Origin of the sequence: Oscillatoria nigro-viridis PCC 7112 (assembly GCF_000317475.1) — a bacterium.
Taxonomy (GTDB): Bacteria; Cyanobacteriota; Cyanobacteriia; order Cyanobacteriales; family Microcoleaceae; genus Microcoleus; species Microcoleus nigroviridis.
The window spans coordinates 2,656,534-2,670,155 of sequence record NC_019729.1; the positions used below are offsets into that span (position 1 = coordinate 2,656,534).

The 13,622-nt window shown below is 44.5% G+C and carries 15 protein-coding genes and 2 pseudogenes; 2 read left to right on the forward strand and 15 right to left on the reverse strand.

Annotated elements, in window-relative coordinates:
• Positions 1 to 80: 80 nt before the first annotated feature.
• The gene (locus OSC7112_RS11335; RefSeq protein ID WP_015176035.1) at positions 81 to 1,412 is read left to right on the forward strand and encodes a serine hydrolase; all 1,332 of its coding nucleotides are present in this window, start codon (positions 81 to 83) and stop codon (positions 1,410 to 1,412) included.
• A 227-nt stretch (positions 1,413 to 1,639) separates the two neighbouring features.
• Here the strand turns inward: OSC7112_RS11335 and OSC7112_RS11340 are convergent, their stop codons facing one another.
• From OSC7112_RS11340 to OSC7112_RS39600, 6 genes and pseudogenes are all read right to left on the reverse strand, one after another.
• On the reverse strand, positions 1,640 to 2,002 hold the full coding sequence (locus tag OSC7112_RS11340; RefSeq protein ID WP_015176036.1) for a VOC family protein: 363 nt from the start codon (positions 2,000 to 2,002) through the stop codon (positions 1,640 to 1,642).
• A 189-nt stretch (positions 2,003 to 2,191) separates the two neighbouring features.
• On the reverse strand, positions 2,192 to 3,079 hold the full coding sequence (locus tag OSC7112_RS34455; protein WP_051041506.1) for a GUN4 domain-containing protein: 888 nt from the start codon (positions 3,077 to 3,079) through the stop codon (positions 2,192 to 2,194).
• A gap of 153 nt (positions 3,080 to 3,232) precedes the next feature.
• Positions 3,233 to 3,604 (reverse strand): DUF4342 domain-containing protein, encoded by a 372-nt coding sequence (locus OSC7112_RS11350; protein ID WP_015176038.1) that lies wholly within the window; start codon positions 3,602 to 3,604, stop codon positions 3,233 to 3,235.
• Positions 3,605 to 3,923: 319 nt separating this feature from the next.
• Positions 3,924 to 4,993, reverse strand: a pseudogene (locus tag OSC7112_RS36990) (IS630 family transposase).
• Positions 4,994 to 5,063: 70 nt separating this feature from the next.
• A pseudogene (locus OSC7112_RS42355) lies at positions 5,064 to 5,690 on the reverse strand (alpha/beta fold hydrolase).
• A 63-nt stretch (positions 5,691 to 5,753) separates the two neighbouring features.
• Positions 5,754 to 5,912 (reverse strand): hypothetical protein, encoded by a 159-nt coding sequence (locus OSC7112_RS39600; RefSeq protein ID WP_190274374.1) that lies wholly within the window; start codon positions 5,910 to 5,912, stop codon positions 5,754 to 5,756.
• Between the two features lie 164 nt (positions 5,913 to 6,076).
• On the opposite strand from OSC7112_RS39600, the gene OSC7112_RS11365 reads away from it, so the two are divergent.
• Positions 6,077 to 6,571: a GAF domain-containing protein gene (locus OSC7112_RS11365; protein ID WP_015176039.1), complete on the forward strand. Its 495-nt coding sequence runs from the start codon at positions 6,077 to 6,079 to the stop codon at positions 6,569 to 6,571.
• 92 nt (positions 6,572 to 6,663) lie between these two features.
• On the opposite strand, the gene OSC7112_RS11370 is transcribed toward OSC7112_RS11365, so the two are convergent.
• The 9 genes from OSC7112_RS11370 to uvrA form a co-directional block, all read right to left on the reverse strand.
• Positions 6,664 to 7,041 (reverse strand): helix-turn-helix domain-containing protein, encoded by a 378-nt coding sequence (locus OSC7112_RS11370; protein ID WP_015176040.1) that lies wholly within the window; start codon positions 7,039 to 7,041, stop codon positions 6,664 to 6,666.
• A 14-nt stretch (positions 7,042 to 7,055) separates the two neighbouring features.
• Positions 7,056 to 7,349, reverse strand: coding sequence for a type II toxin-antitoxin system HigB family toxin (locus tag OSC7112_RS11375; protein ID WP_015176041.1), 294 nt, complete (start codon positions 7,347 to 7,349; stop codon positions 7,056 to 7,058).
• A gap of 115 nt (positions 7,350 to 7,464) precedes the next feature.
• The gene (locus OSC7112_RS11380) at positions 7,465 to 7,785 is read right to left on the reverse strand and encodes an element excision factor XisI family protein (RefSeq protein ID WP_015176042.1); all 321 of its coding nucleotides are present in this window, start codon (positions 7,783 to 7,785) and stop codon (positions 7,465 to 7,467) included.
• Positions 7,773 to 8,189, reverse strand: a complete 417-nt coding sequence (locus OSC7112_RS11385) for a XisH family protein (RefSeq protein WP_015176043.1) — start codon at positions 8,187 to 8,189, stop codon at positions 7,773 to 7,775. The genes OSC7112_RS11380 and OSC7112_RS11385 overlap by 13 nt, the downstream gene beginning before the upstream one ends.
• A 285-nt stretch (positions 8,190 to 8,474) precedes the next feature.
• Positions 8,475 to 9,155 (reverse strand): DUF6429 family protein, encoded by a 681-nt coding sequence (locus OSC7112_RS39605; RefSeq protein WP_041622484.1) that lies wholly within the window; start codon positions 9,153 to 9,155, stop codon positions 8,475 to 8,477.
• Between the two features lie 236 nt (positions 9,156 to 9,391).
• Positions 9,392 to 9,721 carry a DUF433 domain-containing protein gene (locus OSC7112_RS11395; RefSeq protein ID WP_015176045.1) on the reverse strand — a complete coding sequence of 110 codons (330 nt, stop codon included), beginning with the start codon at positions 9,719 to 9,721 and terminating at the stop codon, positions 9,392 to 9,394.
• 152 nt (positions 9,722 to 9,873) lie between these two features.
• Positions 9,874 to 10,005, reverse strand: a complete 132-nt coding sequence (locus OSC7112_RS41735) for a hypothetical protein (RefSeq protein ID WP_263053602.1) — start codon at positions 10,003 to 10,005, stop codon at positions 9,874 to 9,876.
• Positions 9,998 to 10,582, reverse strand: coding sequence for a hypothetical protein (locus tag OSC7112_RS11405; protein WP_015176046.1), 585 nt, complete (start codon positions 10,580 to 10,582; stop codon positions 9,998 to 10,000). Before OSC7112_RS11405 ends, OSC7112_RS41735 begins: the two co-directional genes overlap by 8 nt.
• A 70-nt stretch (positions 10,583 to 10,652) precedes the next feature.
• On the reverse strand, positions 10,653 to 13,616 hold the full coding sequence (gene uvrA / locus OSC7112_RS11410) for an excinuclease ABC subunit UvrA (RefSeq protein WP_015176047.1): 2,964 nt from the start codon (positions 13,614 to 13,616) through the stop codon (positions 10,653 to 10,655).
• Between the last annotated feature and the right edge of the window lie 6 nt (positions 13,617 to 13,622).

Genomic DNA, 13,622 nt, shown 5'->3' on the forward strand with positions numbered 1-13,622 from the left:
GGTGCTTCGTCTCGAAAGCGGTTGATAACGTTTTTCCAGCCGCTTTCTCGTTGCAGCCGTTAAACTCTTTCTCTTCAAACATGACTCTAAAACTGCGATGGCTGTTGCCGGCCGCCCTTAGTCTGTTCTCGATCGCCCTGCCCGCAAAAGCTGATACACTAACATCTTGGCACTTCGATGCCCGCGAAAACCAACTCAATTTAACAACAGATTCAGGAGTTCAGCCGGAAGTCAAACTAATCGCAAACCCCACCCGCTTAGTAATTGATTTGCCGGGAATAGTCTTGGAATATCCCGAAACTCCTCAAAGCTACAACTCAGCTATTCAACAAATTAGAGTCGGGCAATTTGACACCGAAACTACCAGGTTAGTGATACAATTAACTCCCGGCTATAAGTTAGACCCGCAAAAAGTCCGAGTCATTAGAGAATCTGCCACTCGCTGGTCGTTTCAGTTGCCAAATCCCGAGCAAATAGCCGGCAGCGAGTCTTTTATACCCACAGCTATTACCCGCATAGAACAAGCAGCAGGTCAAATTACGCCCACTGTTTCGCCGGGAAATCAGAGAAACTATTCGACTGATTTGGGGATGTCAACAGGCTTGGAAATGACCGCCATCAAGCCTCAAATCGAAAGTGCGATCGAACAGTATAGATCCCTCAGCGCCGGAATGTTTTTTTTGGATTTAGATACAGGAAACTATTTGGATATCAAGGGCGATCGAGTATTTCCGGCCGCGAGTACCATCAAGTTACCAATTCTGATTGCTTTTTATCAAGATGTAGACGCAGGCAAAGTTAGCCTAGACGAAACATTAGTTATGAAGTCAGACTTGGTTGCCAGCGGTTCTGGAACTATGCAAGACAGCCCAAATGGCACTCGGTTTAGCATCAGAGAAACCGTAGATAAAATGATTACCATCAGCGACAATACAGCCACCAACATGATTATTGAACGTTTGGGGGGAATTGCTAAACTCAACGAGCGTTTTCGCAGTTGGGGATTAACTGATACCAGAATTCGCAATTGGCTCGGCGATTTTCAAGGAACAAATACAACCAGTTCTGTGGATATGGTAAAGTTGCTGGCGATGCTGTCTCGCGATAAATTAGTCTCTGAATCGAGTCGGGAACAAGCTTTAGAATTACTGCGGCACACAACAACTAGAACGCTTTTGCCTTCCGGTTTAGGCCCCGGCGCAGTTATTGCTGACAAAACCGGAGATATCGGCTTTGTAGTTGGCGATGCGGGAATTATTGATATGCCCAACGGCAAGCGTTATTTAGCGGCAATCTTTGTCAAGCGTCCTTACAATGACCCGATTGTAAGAGAGTTTGTGCGTCGAATTTCGCGGATTGTTTACAATTATTTAGACCAACCTGCGGCGAAAGCATCTGACAATTTGCGTTGAGATAGTGCCCAGTTAATTACCAATAAGAAAAGCAGAATCGGCGATTGAAATCACTACTACGCAAAGAAAGTCCGCTTTCGCGGACTAGCAGAAAAGATGTCGGATAGACATCCCCAACAATTCTTGTGGGGTAGGCATATCGCCGAATGATAAAGGGGATAACTAACCCGGATTTAGTATAAAAGCCGAGTTAGAAGACTGAAGTGTGAAATTGCCTGAAAGGGAAGCTATAATACAGTTTCGGCGAAATGAATTGCGTTTCTGTTTAAGTCGAGTATCACAAATTCTTTCAACCCCCAAGGTTTGACGACGAGCTTACCATTTGGGTGAATCACATTAGCTCGCCAATACTCTTCATAAAGTTCTTCGATATTCTTCACATTGATGCGACAACTGGTATTTTCCGGAATCTGAGGGTCATTGCACAGCCATAAATGAACTTCAACACTGCCGCGTGAAATGCCGACATAATCGTCGTACACAAATTTTTTAATAAATCCCAGTTGCTGTTCATAAAAAGCGATTGCTTTTGAAAGATCTAGCGCTGGCATAACCGGAATGGCATGACAAAACTCTATGGTATTTGGCATGGAAAAACCTCAAAATTCTGATTAGCAAATTCTTTTAGAAGCCGCGAGGCAGAGCCTCTGGATCTACGTTACCAGGCAGAGTCTGGTAACGAGAGTATGGGACTCGTGCACTCGTTGGACTCGTTCCCAGGCTCTGCCTGGAAATAAATGTCAGGAGGCTCTGCCTCCAGTAAACTAATTAGTTATGGCTTAAGGAATTTCCGGACAAGCTTGGATGCGTTTGAGAAAACAAACAACCATGTCTTTCCCAAAAAACGAGTCATTTGACCATTTATTTCTATAGCCACCACCCCCGTAAAAACCCATAGTAGATTCAGTATCGGGGGATTCATACCATGACAAGAGCTCACCTCCACCAAATTCACAAATACTGGGTAAATTTCCTTCAGGAGCATTCAAGCCGCAAGGAATATCCTCGCGTCTTTTGATTGTATATAGTTTGAGAATATCGTAGTAGCTATCGGTTTCAGTTTTTTGCTTGTGCCATCCTACGCGATCGCTAAATTCTTGGCCTCTGGCTCCATCCGGTTTTTCCGAACCCAAACTTTCCCAAATGCGTTTTTGTACGCTAAAGCCAAAACGACCCTGACTGTATATTGTCCAAAGTCGATCGATAATAAATAAATCTTCACAACCTAAAGATTGAATGTCTTCTTTTCTCAACCAGTTGTCCGATCGATTAGCAGCTTGCAGCACCAGCTTGCGAGTTTGTTCGTCTGCTTTTTCCCATTCTTGACTTGCCAGTAAATATTGTAACGAGCTGTAATCTATTCCCGCCTCAGAAATTAATGAAAAAGATTGGAGTGCTTGTTCTACTTTGGTTTCTGTTTTTCGAGCAAGTAATCCATAAGCAGACCATTGGATTTGTTTGGATCGATCTTGAAGCGCTTGAATAACTAAATCTAAACCCGCTTCTCCATAATTTAATGCTTGAGAAAGAGCAATGATTCTAGATTCAATGTCTCCAGTGGCAAGTCGGCGCTTGACTCCTTCTATTCCGCCTAAAACAGCATCTGTAAATGCTGCTGTATTGTTAGAGCCAAGCACGGCGTCGTATTCTCTTGGTTGAATAGACATGGCGATTGTTTTCTCAAATTTTGACATCAGTTTAGCACAGGCTTATATATTAAGGTGGCGATCGCAATTATCTTTAATACATAAAAAACGAAAGCAAAGCAATCCCAGACTCTGAGATTGCTTCGCTTTCCTCGCTTTAGACAAATCAAACTACTATTCTTTGCGCTCGATGGCTACAGTCAAATGAGCCGCAACTGCCCCAACTGTAGCAAGTACAGCAGCAATTGGAAAGACTACCGATCCTGCAACGCCGCCCACCAATCCCACCATCAGCGGAATGTCTGCCAAAGTCCGCCCTTGTGAGTTTTTGATGACGAGGCGGCGGAGTTTTCCTTGCTCAATTAGCTCTTTGACTTTACCAATTAAACTTTCGCCGCTAATCTTAAATTCTTCCACTCTGACTTTTTCCTCTGTTGCAAATTCTGAGGCGAATAAAGGAGTTTCAACTGTTGGGTTTGCAGAATTTCCGGTCGCTGCTGTTTCGTCTTGTAGAATCGTTACTTGTTGTTCTAGTTGTGAGTTCATTTTGTGTAAGGGCGGGTGAAAACCAACCGTTTAATTTGTATACCCCGATCTTCGGCGATCGCACTTGGGAATGACAGGCAAGGAAACCCTACAATCTGCATTCGTACTTTCCACCCCCGCTTTTTTACTCAAAACATTATTTTTGTGGCGTTAGATCGGGGCCGGTTTATCTCTTCCGAAAGGTAGAAAAGATCTTGTTGAAACAACCCGTCTCTAGATACAAGTAAGGTGCGTGCTGCCAGCCCTGTCCAGGTTGCTGCTATCTGCTGAATCAAGATAAGTAGGTCGGCATAAAAAAACCAAAGTAAGTAAATAAATGTTAAGAGCGGGAACGGGAACTACATTTAAAGCGATTAGTTGTATAATCTCCTCGTTCTCCTCTAGCTTCAATTCCATCAATTACTGCGTAGGCAAGATCTAGTTCGTCTTCAAACATTTTTCCTACCAGTTCGTGATTTTTAAGTTGTTGCCATTCCCGTTCAATTTTGTTCATTTCTGAGCAGTATTCTGGTAAAAAGAAAATATACAAGCCTGGCTTTCCCACTGGGGCAATTTTTGTTGGACATCTAGGGATTTGTGTATGGGGCCGTTATCTTGAATTATCACTCTGATCCGTCCAGTTGATTTCATTTCATGCTTCAGCTTGTTGAGCTTCATTGTCCATGATTTTGATATATGATTCGCTACTGAAACTCCCAATAACCAAGCCATAGGAGAAACTGATACAGGGCTGTAGCAATCCTAAAATACTCAATCTTCGCCCCCTTCGTTTTGTTTGCTCTAACCGTTTTTGCGTTCCAATTGGGTAATATGTATATCCATTGGAAATCCACAAACAAAAACCTGATTCATCCAGGTATTTCAGATCGATTTGTCCCGCCGAGTAGTGCCAATTCCAACATATCTTGATCTGCCTGTTTGAGCGAGGGTCGTAATGGGTCTTGCTTCTATTTATGGCTGTGTCGCGCTCGTTTCCAAATAATCTTTTTTTTTGAGAATTCGTCTTAATCTGTCAGGGCTTAATTTGATCCCGCGTTCTTGTTCTAATTTTTGGGCAAGTTGACGACTATTATATCTGCGTGGTTCATGGAGGAGACATTCTTCTAGAGCGACAATATCTGATTCTTTCCATGTTTGTTTTACCCCTCTGCCTCTGGTTGACCACAATCATACCAAACCCATTTTTAGCCACCGATGAATTACTTCTCTAAGTGTTTGCTCCCTACACTTAAAATGAGCTGCAATCTCCTTTATATAACACCCCTGGGAGTTTAATCTCAGAATTTGCGCTCGCTCTTTTACTTTCTGAGAGACTGTTGTTGCTGTTCTAAATTCAAATAGTGTTCTGTCTTCTTCTTGGTTGAGAAATACTCTTAAACGAGCGCCAATATTGGTTTGTTTTGTAAATTTAATTCGAGTCTTAACTTATCTTAACATACTTTGTTTTTTTTACACCTACCTACTTAGTAGCAGTCAGATCGCCCCGTTTGGCAGCCGCATTTTTGTAAGCTTCGATATCTGAGGGAGTAAAGGTGCTGTTGTTAACCGCCATACCTTCCAAAGCAGCAGAAATGGCCTGATAGTCGTCCCACTGAATTAACAACTCCGGCAAAACTGGCAACTGAAATAAAAAGATGTACCAACTTTTCAACAATTGTTGGGGAGTGCGTAGCCCTTGAGCAAACTTGGCCGGATGCGGTAGATTCATCACAATTAATTTATCCACAATTTGGGGATAAGCATAAGCAAAATTCCAGGCGATCGCACCTCCCCAGTCGTGACCAACTAAGACGCAACTTTCGTATCCCAAACCCTGAATAATGCCCTTGACATCTTACACAAACTCTGCAATCACGTAAGCAGATCGATCGTGAGGTTTGTCGCTGTCGTTGTAACCCCTGAGATCTACAGCGACCACTTTATAATCTGATGCAAATTCCGGGATTTGATGTCGCCAAGAATACCAAAATTCAGGAAATCGGTGCAGCATCAGCATCAGCGGCCCAGAACCTTGAGTGACATAGTGCAGTTTAATGCCGTTCGTAGGGATAAATTCGTGTTTCCAAGCAGCTTCTAGCACAGACATATTTGATGCTTCCTCTAGGTATCGAGATATCGTAGCAGTTCCTCTCTTTAAGAGGAACCAACTTTAGGCATATCTAGCAATTCTCCCAGCACTTGTAAACTCTTCCTTTTCTCTTCCTTTGTGGAACAGGCGTCCCGCCGGTGGTTCTTCGCGCAAACAAGCCGTAGATTGCGGGGCCTGACGCCATCGCCTGTTTCCCAAAAAGATTGCTATCTCTGTCAAAATAATAGTATAATGTTGCTGGCATCCAGACAACTGTTAAGCCAAAAATTACTCATTTTCGAGCGCGCGAAAATCCAGAAGCGCAACAATTTGAGGTGTGGTGATTGTGCAAGTTCAAGAATTAAGATAGGGCGAGTGTACTAGGAATTAAAGGAGTTAATACTATGTCTGGCGATCGCCTGCAAAACATTGTTAACCGGTTGACAGATCGTCTAAAGCGCGATGTATTAGTTGAAAAATCCCTCTACGACATTCGAGAAGTTTTGCAGAGCGATCGCGCCTTACTGTACTATTTTTACAGACAGTGGCAAGGTCGAGTGACTTACGAGATGTTGAGTGCGATCGAACTCTCAATCTTGGGTTCAACGGGGCCAGACGAGTGTTTTAGCGGCGAATACGCTGCTTTGTACGAAGCCGGCAGAGTTAAAGCAATTGCAGATATTGAAGTAGAACCCATTCACCAATGCCACCGAGATTTTCTGCGTAGCCTGAAAGTTCGCGCCAATTTAGTCGTGCCAATTTTAACGAACAAAGGACTGTGGGGGCTGTTAATCGCTCATCAGTGCAGCGGGCCCCGCACTTGGTCGCGATCGGACATTGAATTTATGCAGCAACAAGCACAAAATATGGCAATGTCTCCGACAATTCAAGATAGTTAATCTTTCATCCAAAATCCCGCTTTGTGACAGTTGGGGTGCATTGTCTGTGCGATCGAAAATTACCAACTGTCCCAAAATATGGTGTTCTATTGTTAGGCAGAGGTTTGTAGCGACTCATAGGGCTGGATGAGAATCTCAGCGGGAATTCCTAACTCTTGATTCAGCTTCCGAATCATTTCCAGAGTCAAGGATCGTTTGCGAGATAATATCTCAGAAACTTTAACTCGACTGCCAATACATTGTTCCAAATCGCTACCAGACCATCCGCGGGCCTCCATGTAGTATTGAATGGCTGCAATTGGATCGGGTATTGCGATCGGAAAGTGTGCCTTCTCGTAAGCTTCTACTAGGGTACTGAGCACATCTAGGCGATCGGACTCAGGTGTATTAGGAGCTGCATTAAACAGCAACTCAACCTCTCGAAGGGTTTCCTGATAGTCAGTTTGGGTTCTAATTGGACGTATTTCCATATATCAATTTGTGTTTAGATTGTTTCTGCATCTACCTTGTCATACTCGGCATGAGTGCCAATAAAGCGGATAAAAATAATGCCGATGTCATAACGAATGGCAACAATCAGTCGATAGGAATTGCCTTTGATGTTAAACACAACACGATTGTTCGCAATGATGCTAGCATTACGATGAGCGGACTTAACATCGACTGGACTCTGCCAATCGGCGTGAGACGCTTCGTAGTACCAAGTTTTTAGTGCTTCTGAGGCATCTGGATGAGTTTCCCCAAAGTTTCGCAAGGTGCTGCGGGACAAAATACGCATAGAAATTTATGACTGGAACTCCCGAAACACGAGACAATTGAAATATCGGTTCTGCCATTCTCATAGGGCAAAGAATAACGTGCTATCTCATCATTTTATCACAGAATCTTTGTCTCTAGGAATAGTTGGCGGCAAGGATTTTTCGGATGCTGGGGGAGCGAAACCCAAAAATGATATCTTGAGAAAACACACCGCGTTGAATCAGTTCTCGATCGATGTAGATTTCGGTACTGTTGTGTTGAATCCAGATTTGATTTTCGATGATATCGAGCTGCATGGCACACCCATAGATGCGATATTCGTCGCGCCATTCGTTGTGCATGACGAGGTATCGATCGCGGACGAAATCGAATATTAGCTGAGCATTTGCGTCATTTTTAGCAAAGTCTTCGAGAAAGTCACAAACAATTTTGCGGTATTCGTTTAGTCTATCCATTGGTCGATCGCCTCACGAGTTGGATTGTAAATAATTAGTCGAATTTCATAACGTTCGATGACAGTTTTTGCGGGTTCAAATCTGAGAAACATTTGGTAGGTATCGGTGGGCACTGCCAGATACAGTATACGTTCTGGTTCGCTAGAGACTTCGATGGCAATGCGATAGTTGAGGAATTGGCCGAGGGCCGTGTGGAATTCAGAAATGGTGGAGCCACCTGCGAAACTTTTGACTTCTACAGCTATTTTACGTCCTTCTTTTTCAGCGGCGATCGCTTCTTCGGCTGCAAGATCGAAGTAGACATCAGCAACACCATAGCGTAACTGGTAGGGATCGTGGGTAATCTTCCAGCCATCTTTTTGTAGGGCGATTTTGACCCTGTTGTGGAAGAGAACCTTTGCCATTTTTAGATTTTACCCAAGGATTTACATCGGATACTATCAGTACATATTATACCAGAATCTTACGCACCAATAACTGTAACCGATCGCCCAATTGGAGTAATATGAATCTCTGTTTTCAACCGTTCTTCGATTTCCGGTGCATTCTCGCGGCGATCGAAAATTACCAACCAACCAGAATATTGTCCCTATCTAGCCCGATATCCATCTAATTTTTCCCAACCTTTACTGAGAGGAGATGTTGTCAGAATGGCGTTCTATGGTTAAGCGGGGGTTTGTAGCGAATTCTTACTTTTCATCACCGAAATGCTCTCGATCTTGTTCTAATCCATCGATTAAATCGTCGCGATTTTCCTGAGTCTGAAGAAACTCTTCAATACCCTCTAAATTCAAATTTTTCAGAATGTGCCTTGCTTGTTTAATACCTTTTGGTGTCAAAACTACTGATTTAATCTGCTGGGGATTACGTTGCTCCTCTAATAGACCATCTTCAGTCAGAAGATCCAAAATTTCAAAATCATGCCCCTTCCAAGCACGTCGGCCTCTAAAGCGAGATTGATGACCTAACTCGTCTTCCTCATCCGCTCCAGATACATATAATAACGCAAGTGTCAGAGGTATAGCAATCCTATTGTATCGATTAGTTCGTTCTTCTTTAATTGCACGAGCTACAAGGTTGTAACCCTGTTGCCAAGCAGACCCTTTGTCATTACAAATTTCTGTACATAAAATAGTATCATTGGGCGAAATACACTTTGTATAAAACCCTACTGCTTCTGAGCCAACATAAATGGTTACAGACCAATTACAATAATTTCGAGTTTCTGGTTTGAAAGGTTTAGCCATAGAGCGCTCTCTTTCCTTGATTTCTTGAACGTCTGCTGTTTTTTTGCCAGTTCCTATTTTGAATCTGCCAATCGTTGTTGCTTTGCGATTTTGGCGATCGCTCTGTGCTGTCTGCTGTCCCAACTCAGAAACGAAGCGAGATAACGTTCGCGCTCACCGGACGCAGATAACCTGTACAACTGGGCAAACCATTTTGGAGCCTTCCGGTGCAGCGGGGTTGTTATGCCGCGTAACGACTTTTCTGTTGATGCTTCAAACCGTCCAATCCTCGATCGATAGCCCCGACACTTTACCAAAATCTCGCTGATTGCGGGTTAACAAAATTAACTCGCGGGACAGGGCAATTGCTGCAATAGCTGTCACAAAGGTAAGTAAAGTACAATTCCCTCGCGAATTAAGCTTAGATCGGGTTGGATACCAGACAAACGTTGCTGAACTGATTCAGCTAACTGTTCTCTCCGATCTAAATATGCTTCTACAGCATCTTGGTGTCGGAGATAGTAGCCAATTGTGTTGTAGACATCGGACAAAGATAGAGTCGAATATCGATGCACGATCGACTCAGGGGATGCACCATCTTGAAACGCACGAATCACAGTCTCCAGCAAAACCCTTGAACTGCCAACTCGAATTGCTCCGGTTTCATCTTCTTGGAGGGGTGGTGTCTCACGTTCTAAAACGAGGCTCATAGAAAATTTTCCTAGATTCGTACATGACAATTGTAACTTATCTAAGAACACAATTGTTCTGTTAAAGGGCCGATCGCACTATCTCGCAAGTAATTCTCAGGTTTCTTGTTTTTAGATACCGCTTCGAGGAAATACTCATCTCCTTGGCGAATTTATCGTCCGCAAGCAAGTACCTCCTCAAAGGCAGGTTCATCTTTGAAAGACCCTGTAATTTGTTGCAGCCAATTCGCTGGCCCTGGAGTCGCAATTTGCTTCTGCAATTGGGCGATCGCTGCTTCATTCAAGCCAGAAAATGATTCTAACTTCTTCTGGATTTCCCAACTTGAGTAACTCTTCAATGAACCAGTCTACGCATCCTACAAACTCACGATAGCTTTCTACCCATGAAATCTCGGTGTACCCCTCTTTTTTCCTCACATAAACAGGCTCGTCATCTGGAAGAGCATCCGGGAAAGAAGCTGAACTACAAAATAAATGAGCGTATTGACTTTTCACATACCCGGTACAGAGTGGAAATTTTCTGTCCCAATCATAATCAATGACCTCTTGAACCATGAACCAGGTGAGATAACTATTTGGCCTCGTCAACCACCCATCATCTTCAAAATACTCCTTATAAACAGCATTCATATCCTTTGGAAAACCGCGTGGCTTGGAAAGAGGAACTATTTCTTCCGTATGTGCGAAATGGTAAATTGCGCGATGAGAATAGCCGACCAAAGCAGCATATAACTCGTATGGCGTACCGGGACGCAGATAACAAACAGGGATTTGCTTACCTTTTGACCATTTTGGCGCTGGAGTGGGTTCCCATTGATTATTTCTCCAAACTTCTGCGTAGAGGCTACTCGTCCTACTCATATCTCTCGCCTAACATAGCTACTCTAGATCGCCATCTACCTTTCTCAAAAGTTAGGTGCTGTCTTAAGGATTAACTAACAGCTACAGCCTCCCCCAAAGGATGTTCTTGCAAAACCGCTTGCAAATACTTCCCAGTATAAGACCTCTGATTTGCCGCCACATCCTCCGGCGTCCCCGCCACAATAATTTCGCCGCCCTTATCTCCCCCTTCCGGGCCCAAATCGATCGCCCAATCGCAGCACCGAATCACATCTAAATTGTGTTCGATTACCAAAATTGAATTACCCTTATCCACCAATCTTTGCAGGACATTTAACAAATGGTGAACATCATAAAACGACAAACCAGTCGTCGGTTCATCGATTAAATAAAGCGTCTTCCCAGTAGCGCGGCGCGACAGTTCCGTTGCCAATTTTACCCGCTGCGCTTCGCCCCCAGAAAGCGTCGGCGCCGGCTGTCCCAACTGAATGTAACCCAAACCAACATCAAGCAAAGTTTGCAGTCTGGCGCCCGCCCTGGGAATATTTTTAAACATTTCCAAAGCTTCCTCAACAGTCATGTTCAAAACATCAGAAATCGACTTGCCTTTGTACTTAACTTGCAGCGTTTCCCGGTTGTAGCGCGCACCCTTGCAAACCTCACACTGCACGTAAACATCCGGCAGAAAATTCATCGAAATCACGTTCACGCCTTGGCCGCCGCAAGCTTCGCACCTTCCCCCTTTCACGTTAAAAGAAAACTGCCCCGCTTTGTAACCTCTTGCCTTCGCTTCAATGCTTTCGGCAAACAAATCCCGAATCACATCAAAGACTCCCGTGTAAGTAGCGGGATTAGAGCGCGGAGTGCGGCCGATGGGAGATTGGTCAATGACAATTACCTTATCAACCACATCCTCTAGAGAGCGTTCTCCTTTAGTTTTGAGGGCGTCCATATCGGGCGGTAAAGGTACTTTTTTGGTGATATAGTGTTGCAGGGACGGGTAGAGCAATTCATTGATTAAAGTGGATTTTCCCGAACCGGAAACGCCTGTGACGCAGACAAGTTTTCCGAGGGGAATTTCGACATCGATATTTTTTAAATTGTTGCGCCTCGCATTTATGATTGAGAGAGATTTGCCGTTGCCTTTTCTCCTTTCATTAGGGGTTTCAATTACTCGCTTCCCCGACAAATAAGCACCAGTCAAAGATTCCTCTGCTGTTAGCAAATTTTCTAAACTTCCTTGCGAGATAATTTTGCCGCCGTGAACGCCAGCACCGGGCCCGATATCGACAATATGGTCGGCCGCTCGCATGGTTTCTTCATCGTGTTCTACCACAATCAAAGTATTGCCTAAATCGCGCAATTTTGTTAAGGTTTGCAGCAGGCGAAAATTGTCTCTTTGGTGGAGTCCGATGCTGGGTTCGTCCAAAACGTAGAGCACTCCTGTCAAACCTGAACCGATTTGAGTCGCCAGCCGAATTCGCTGGGCTTCTCCGCCAGAAAGCGTCATTGCTGCGCGGTCTAAAGTCAGGTAATCTAACCCGACATCGAGCAAAAATTGCAGCCTTGCTTTGATTTCTCTCAGGGCTAAATCGGATATTTGGAATTGCCGATCGCTCAATCCCAAATTATTGACTCGTTCGCGGCATTCGCGAATCGAAATACTCGTTAAATCTACAATTCCGTACTGTCCCAACCGCACCGAAAGCGCCTCGGGTTTCAAGCGTTTGCCGTGACAAACCTCGCAAGAGCGATCGATTCGATACTGTTCCAACTTCTGCTTGATCAGATCGGAACCAGTATCGTCGTACTGGCGCTGCAACATGGAAATTACGCCCTTAAAATCTCTCCTAAAATCGGTGGTGTTGCCGTCTCGCTTCTTACTTTCTCCGCTGCCCTTGGACTCATTGCCGTACAAAATCACCCGCTGGTGTTCGGGCTTTAATCGATACCAAGGAGTGTCGATATCAAACCCGCAAGTATCAGCAATACTGCAAAGCAAAGAGAGATAATAGGAATTATCTTTGTCTGACCAAGGCGCGATCGCACAATAAAGAGGCGCTTTTTCGTCGGGAATTACCAACTCCGGCGCAAAAGTCCGCAAACTCCCCAAACCGTGGCAGTTTTGGCACGCGCCGTAAGGCGAATTAAACGAAAATAACCTGGGTGAAAGTTCTTCCATTACCGCGCCGTGTTCGGGACAAGCAAAGTTTTCGGAAAATACCATCGGCCCCTGTGGTTCGGAATTTTCATCACTCGGTAACTCTTCAATTATCGCAATCCCCTCAGAATGGCGCAAACAAGTTGCCAGAGAATCAACTAAACGTTCTTCTAAACCCGGTTTTTTAATTAACCGATCGACAACTATCTCGATATTGTGCGTATGATTTTTATCTAATTCGATATTTTCCGAAAGTTCTAAAATTTCTCCGTCAACTTTGACGCGAATAAATCCTTCGGAAGCTAAACTCGATAATAATTTGCGGTGAGTGCCTTTTTTTCCGCGCACAACTGGTGCTAGAAGGTGAAAGCGAGTGCCGTCGGGAAGTGCCATGACTCGATCGCACATTTCATCAATTGTCTGCGGCGCAATGCAGCGATCGCAAATCGGACAGTGCGGTTCGCCGGCTCTGCCGTAGAGCAATCTGAGATAATCGTAAATTTCTGTAACAGTGCCAACAGTCGATCGCGGGTTGTGAGAAGTGGACTTTTGGTCGATCGAAATAGCCGGACTCAACCCCTCGATCGCGTCCACATCGGGTTTGTCCAACTGTCCCAAAAACTGGCGCGCGTAAGCGCTGAGAGACTCGACGTAGCGGCGCTGTCCCTCGGCAAAAATTGTATCGAAAGCGAGGGAAGACTTACCAGAACCGGAGACACCCGTAAAAACAATCAGTCGATCGCGCGGCAGTTCCAGATCGATATTCTTGAGGTTGTGCTGTCTCGCACCGCGAACCCGAATGGTATTTTGGTTGTGAGAGTGAGAATTCGTCACATTATGCCCGTTGCGGGATGCACTTGGCTGGCTGTTTGAGGTTTCGGCGCGTTGGGACATGAGAGT

Excerpts from the sequence above, each read along its gene's own strand:
- OSC7112_RS11335 (WP_015176035.1), top strand. The coding sequence starts at position 81 with ATGACTCTAAAACTGCGATGGCTGTTGCCGGCCGCCCTTAGTCTGTTC.
- OSC7112_RS11340 (WP_015176036.1), bottom strand. The coding sequence starts at position 2,002 with ATGCCAAATACCATAGAGTTTTGTCATGCCATTCCGGTTATGCCAGCG.
- OSC7112_RS34455 (WP_051041506.1), bottom strand. The coding sequence starts at position 3,079 with ATGTCTATTCAACCAAGAGAATACGACGCCGTGCTTGGCTCTAACAAT.
- OSC7112_RS11350 (WP_015176038.1), bottom strand. The coding sequence starts at position 3,604 with ATGAACTCACAACTAGAACAACAAGTAACGATTCTACAAGACGAAACA.
- OSC7112_RS11365 (WP_015176039.1), top strand. The coding sequence starts at position 6,077 with ATGTCTGGCGATCGCCTGCAAAACATTGTTAACCGGTTGACAGATCGT.
- OSC7112_RS11370 (WP_015176040.1), bottom strand. The coding sequence starts at position 7,041 with ATGGAAATACGTCCAATTAGAACCCAAACTGACTATCAGGAAACCCTT.
- OSC7112_RS11375 (WP_015176041.1), bottom strand. The coding sequence starts at position 7,349 with ATGCGTATTTTGTCCCGCAGCACCTTGCGAAACTTTGGGGAAACTCAT.
- OSC7112_RS11380 (WP_015176042.1), bottom strand. The coding sequence starts at position 7,785 with ATGGATAGACTAAACGAATACCGCAAAATTGTTTGTGACTTTCTCGAA.
- OSC7112_RS11385 (WP_015176043.1), bottom strand. The coding sequence starts at position 8,189 with ATGGCAAAGGTTCTCTTCCACAACAGGGTCAAAATCGCCCTACAAAAA.
- OSC7112_RS11395 (WP_015176045.1), bottom strand. The coding sequence starts at position 9,721 with ATGAGCCTCGTTTTAGAACGTGAGACACCACCCCTCCAAGAAGATGAA.
- OSC7112_RS11405 (WP_015176046.1), bottom strand. The coding sequence starts at position 10,582 with ATGAGTAGGACGAGTAGCCTCTACGCAGAAGTTTGGAGAAATAATCAA.
- uvrA (WP_015176047.1), bottom strand. The coding sequence starts at position 13,616 with ATGTCCCAACGCGCCGAAACCTCAAACAGCCAGCCAAGTGCATCCCGC.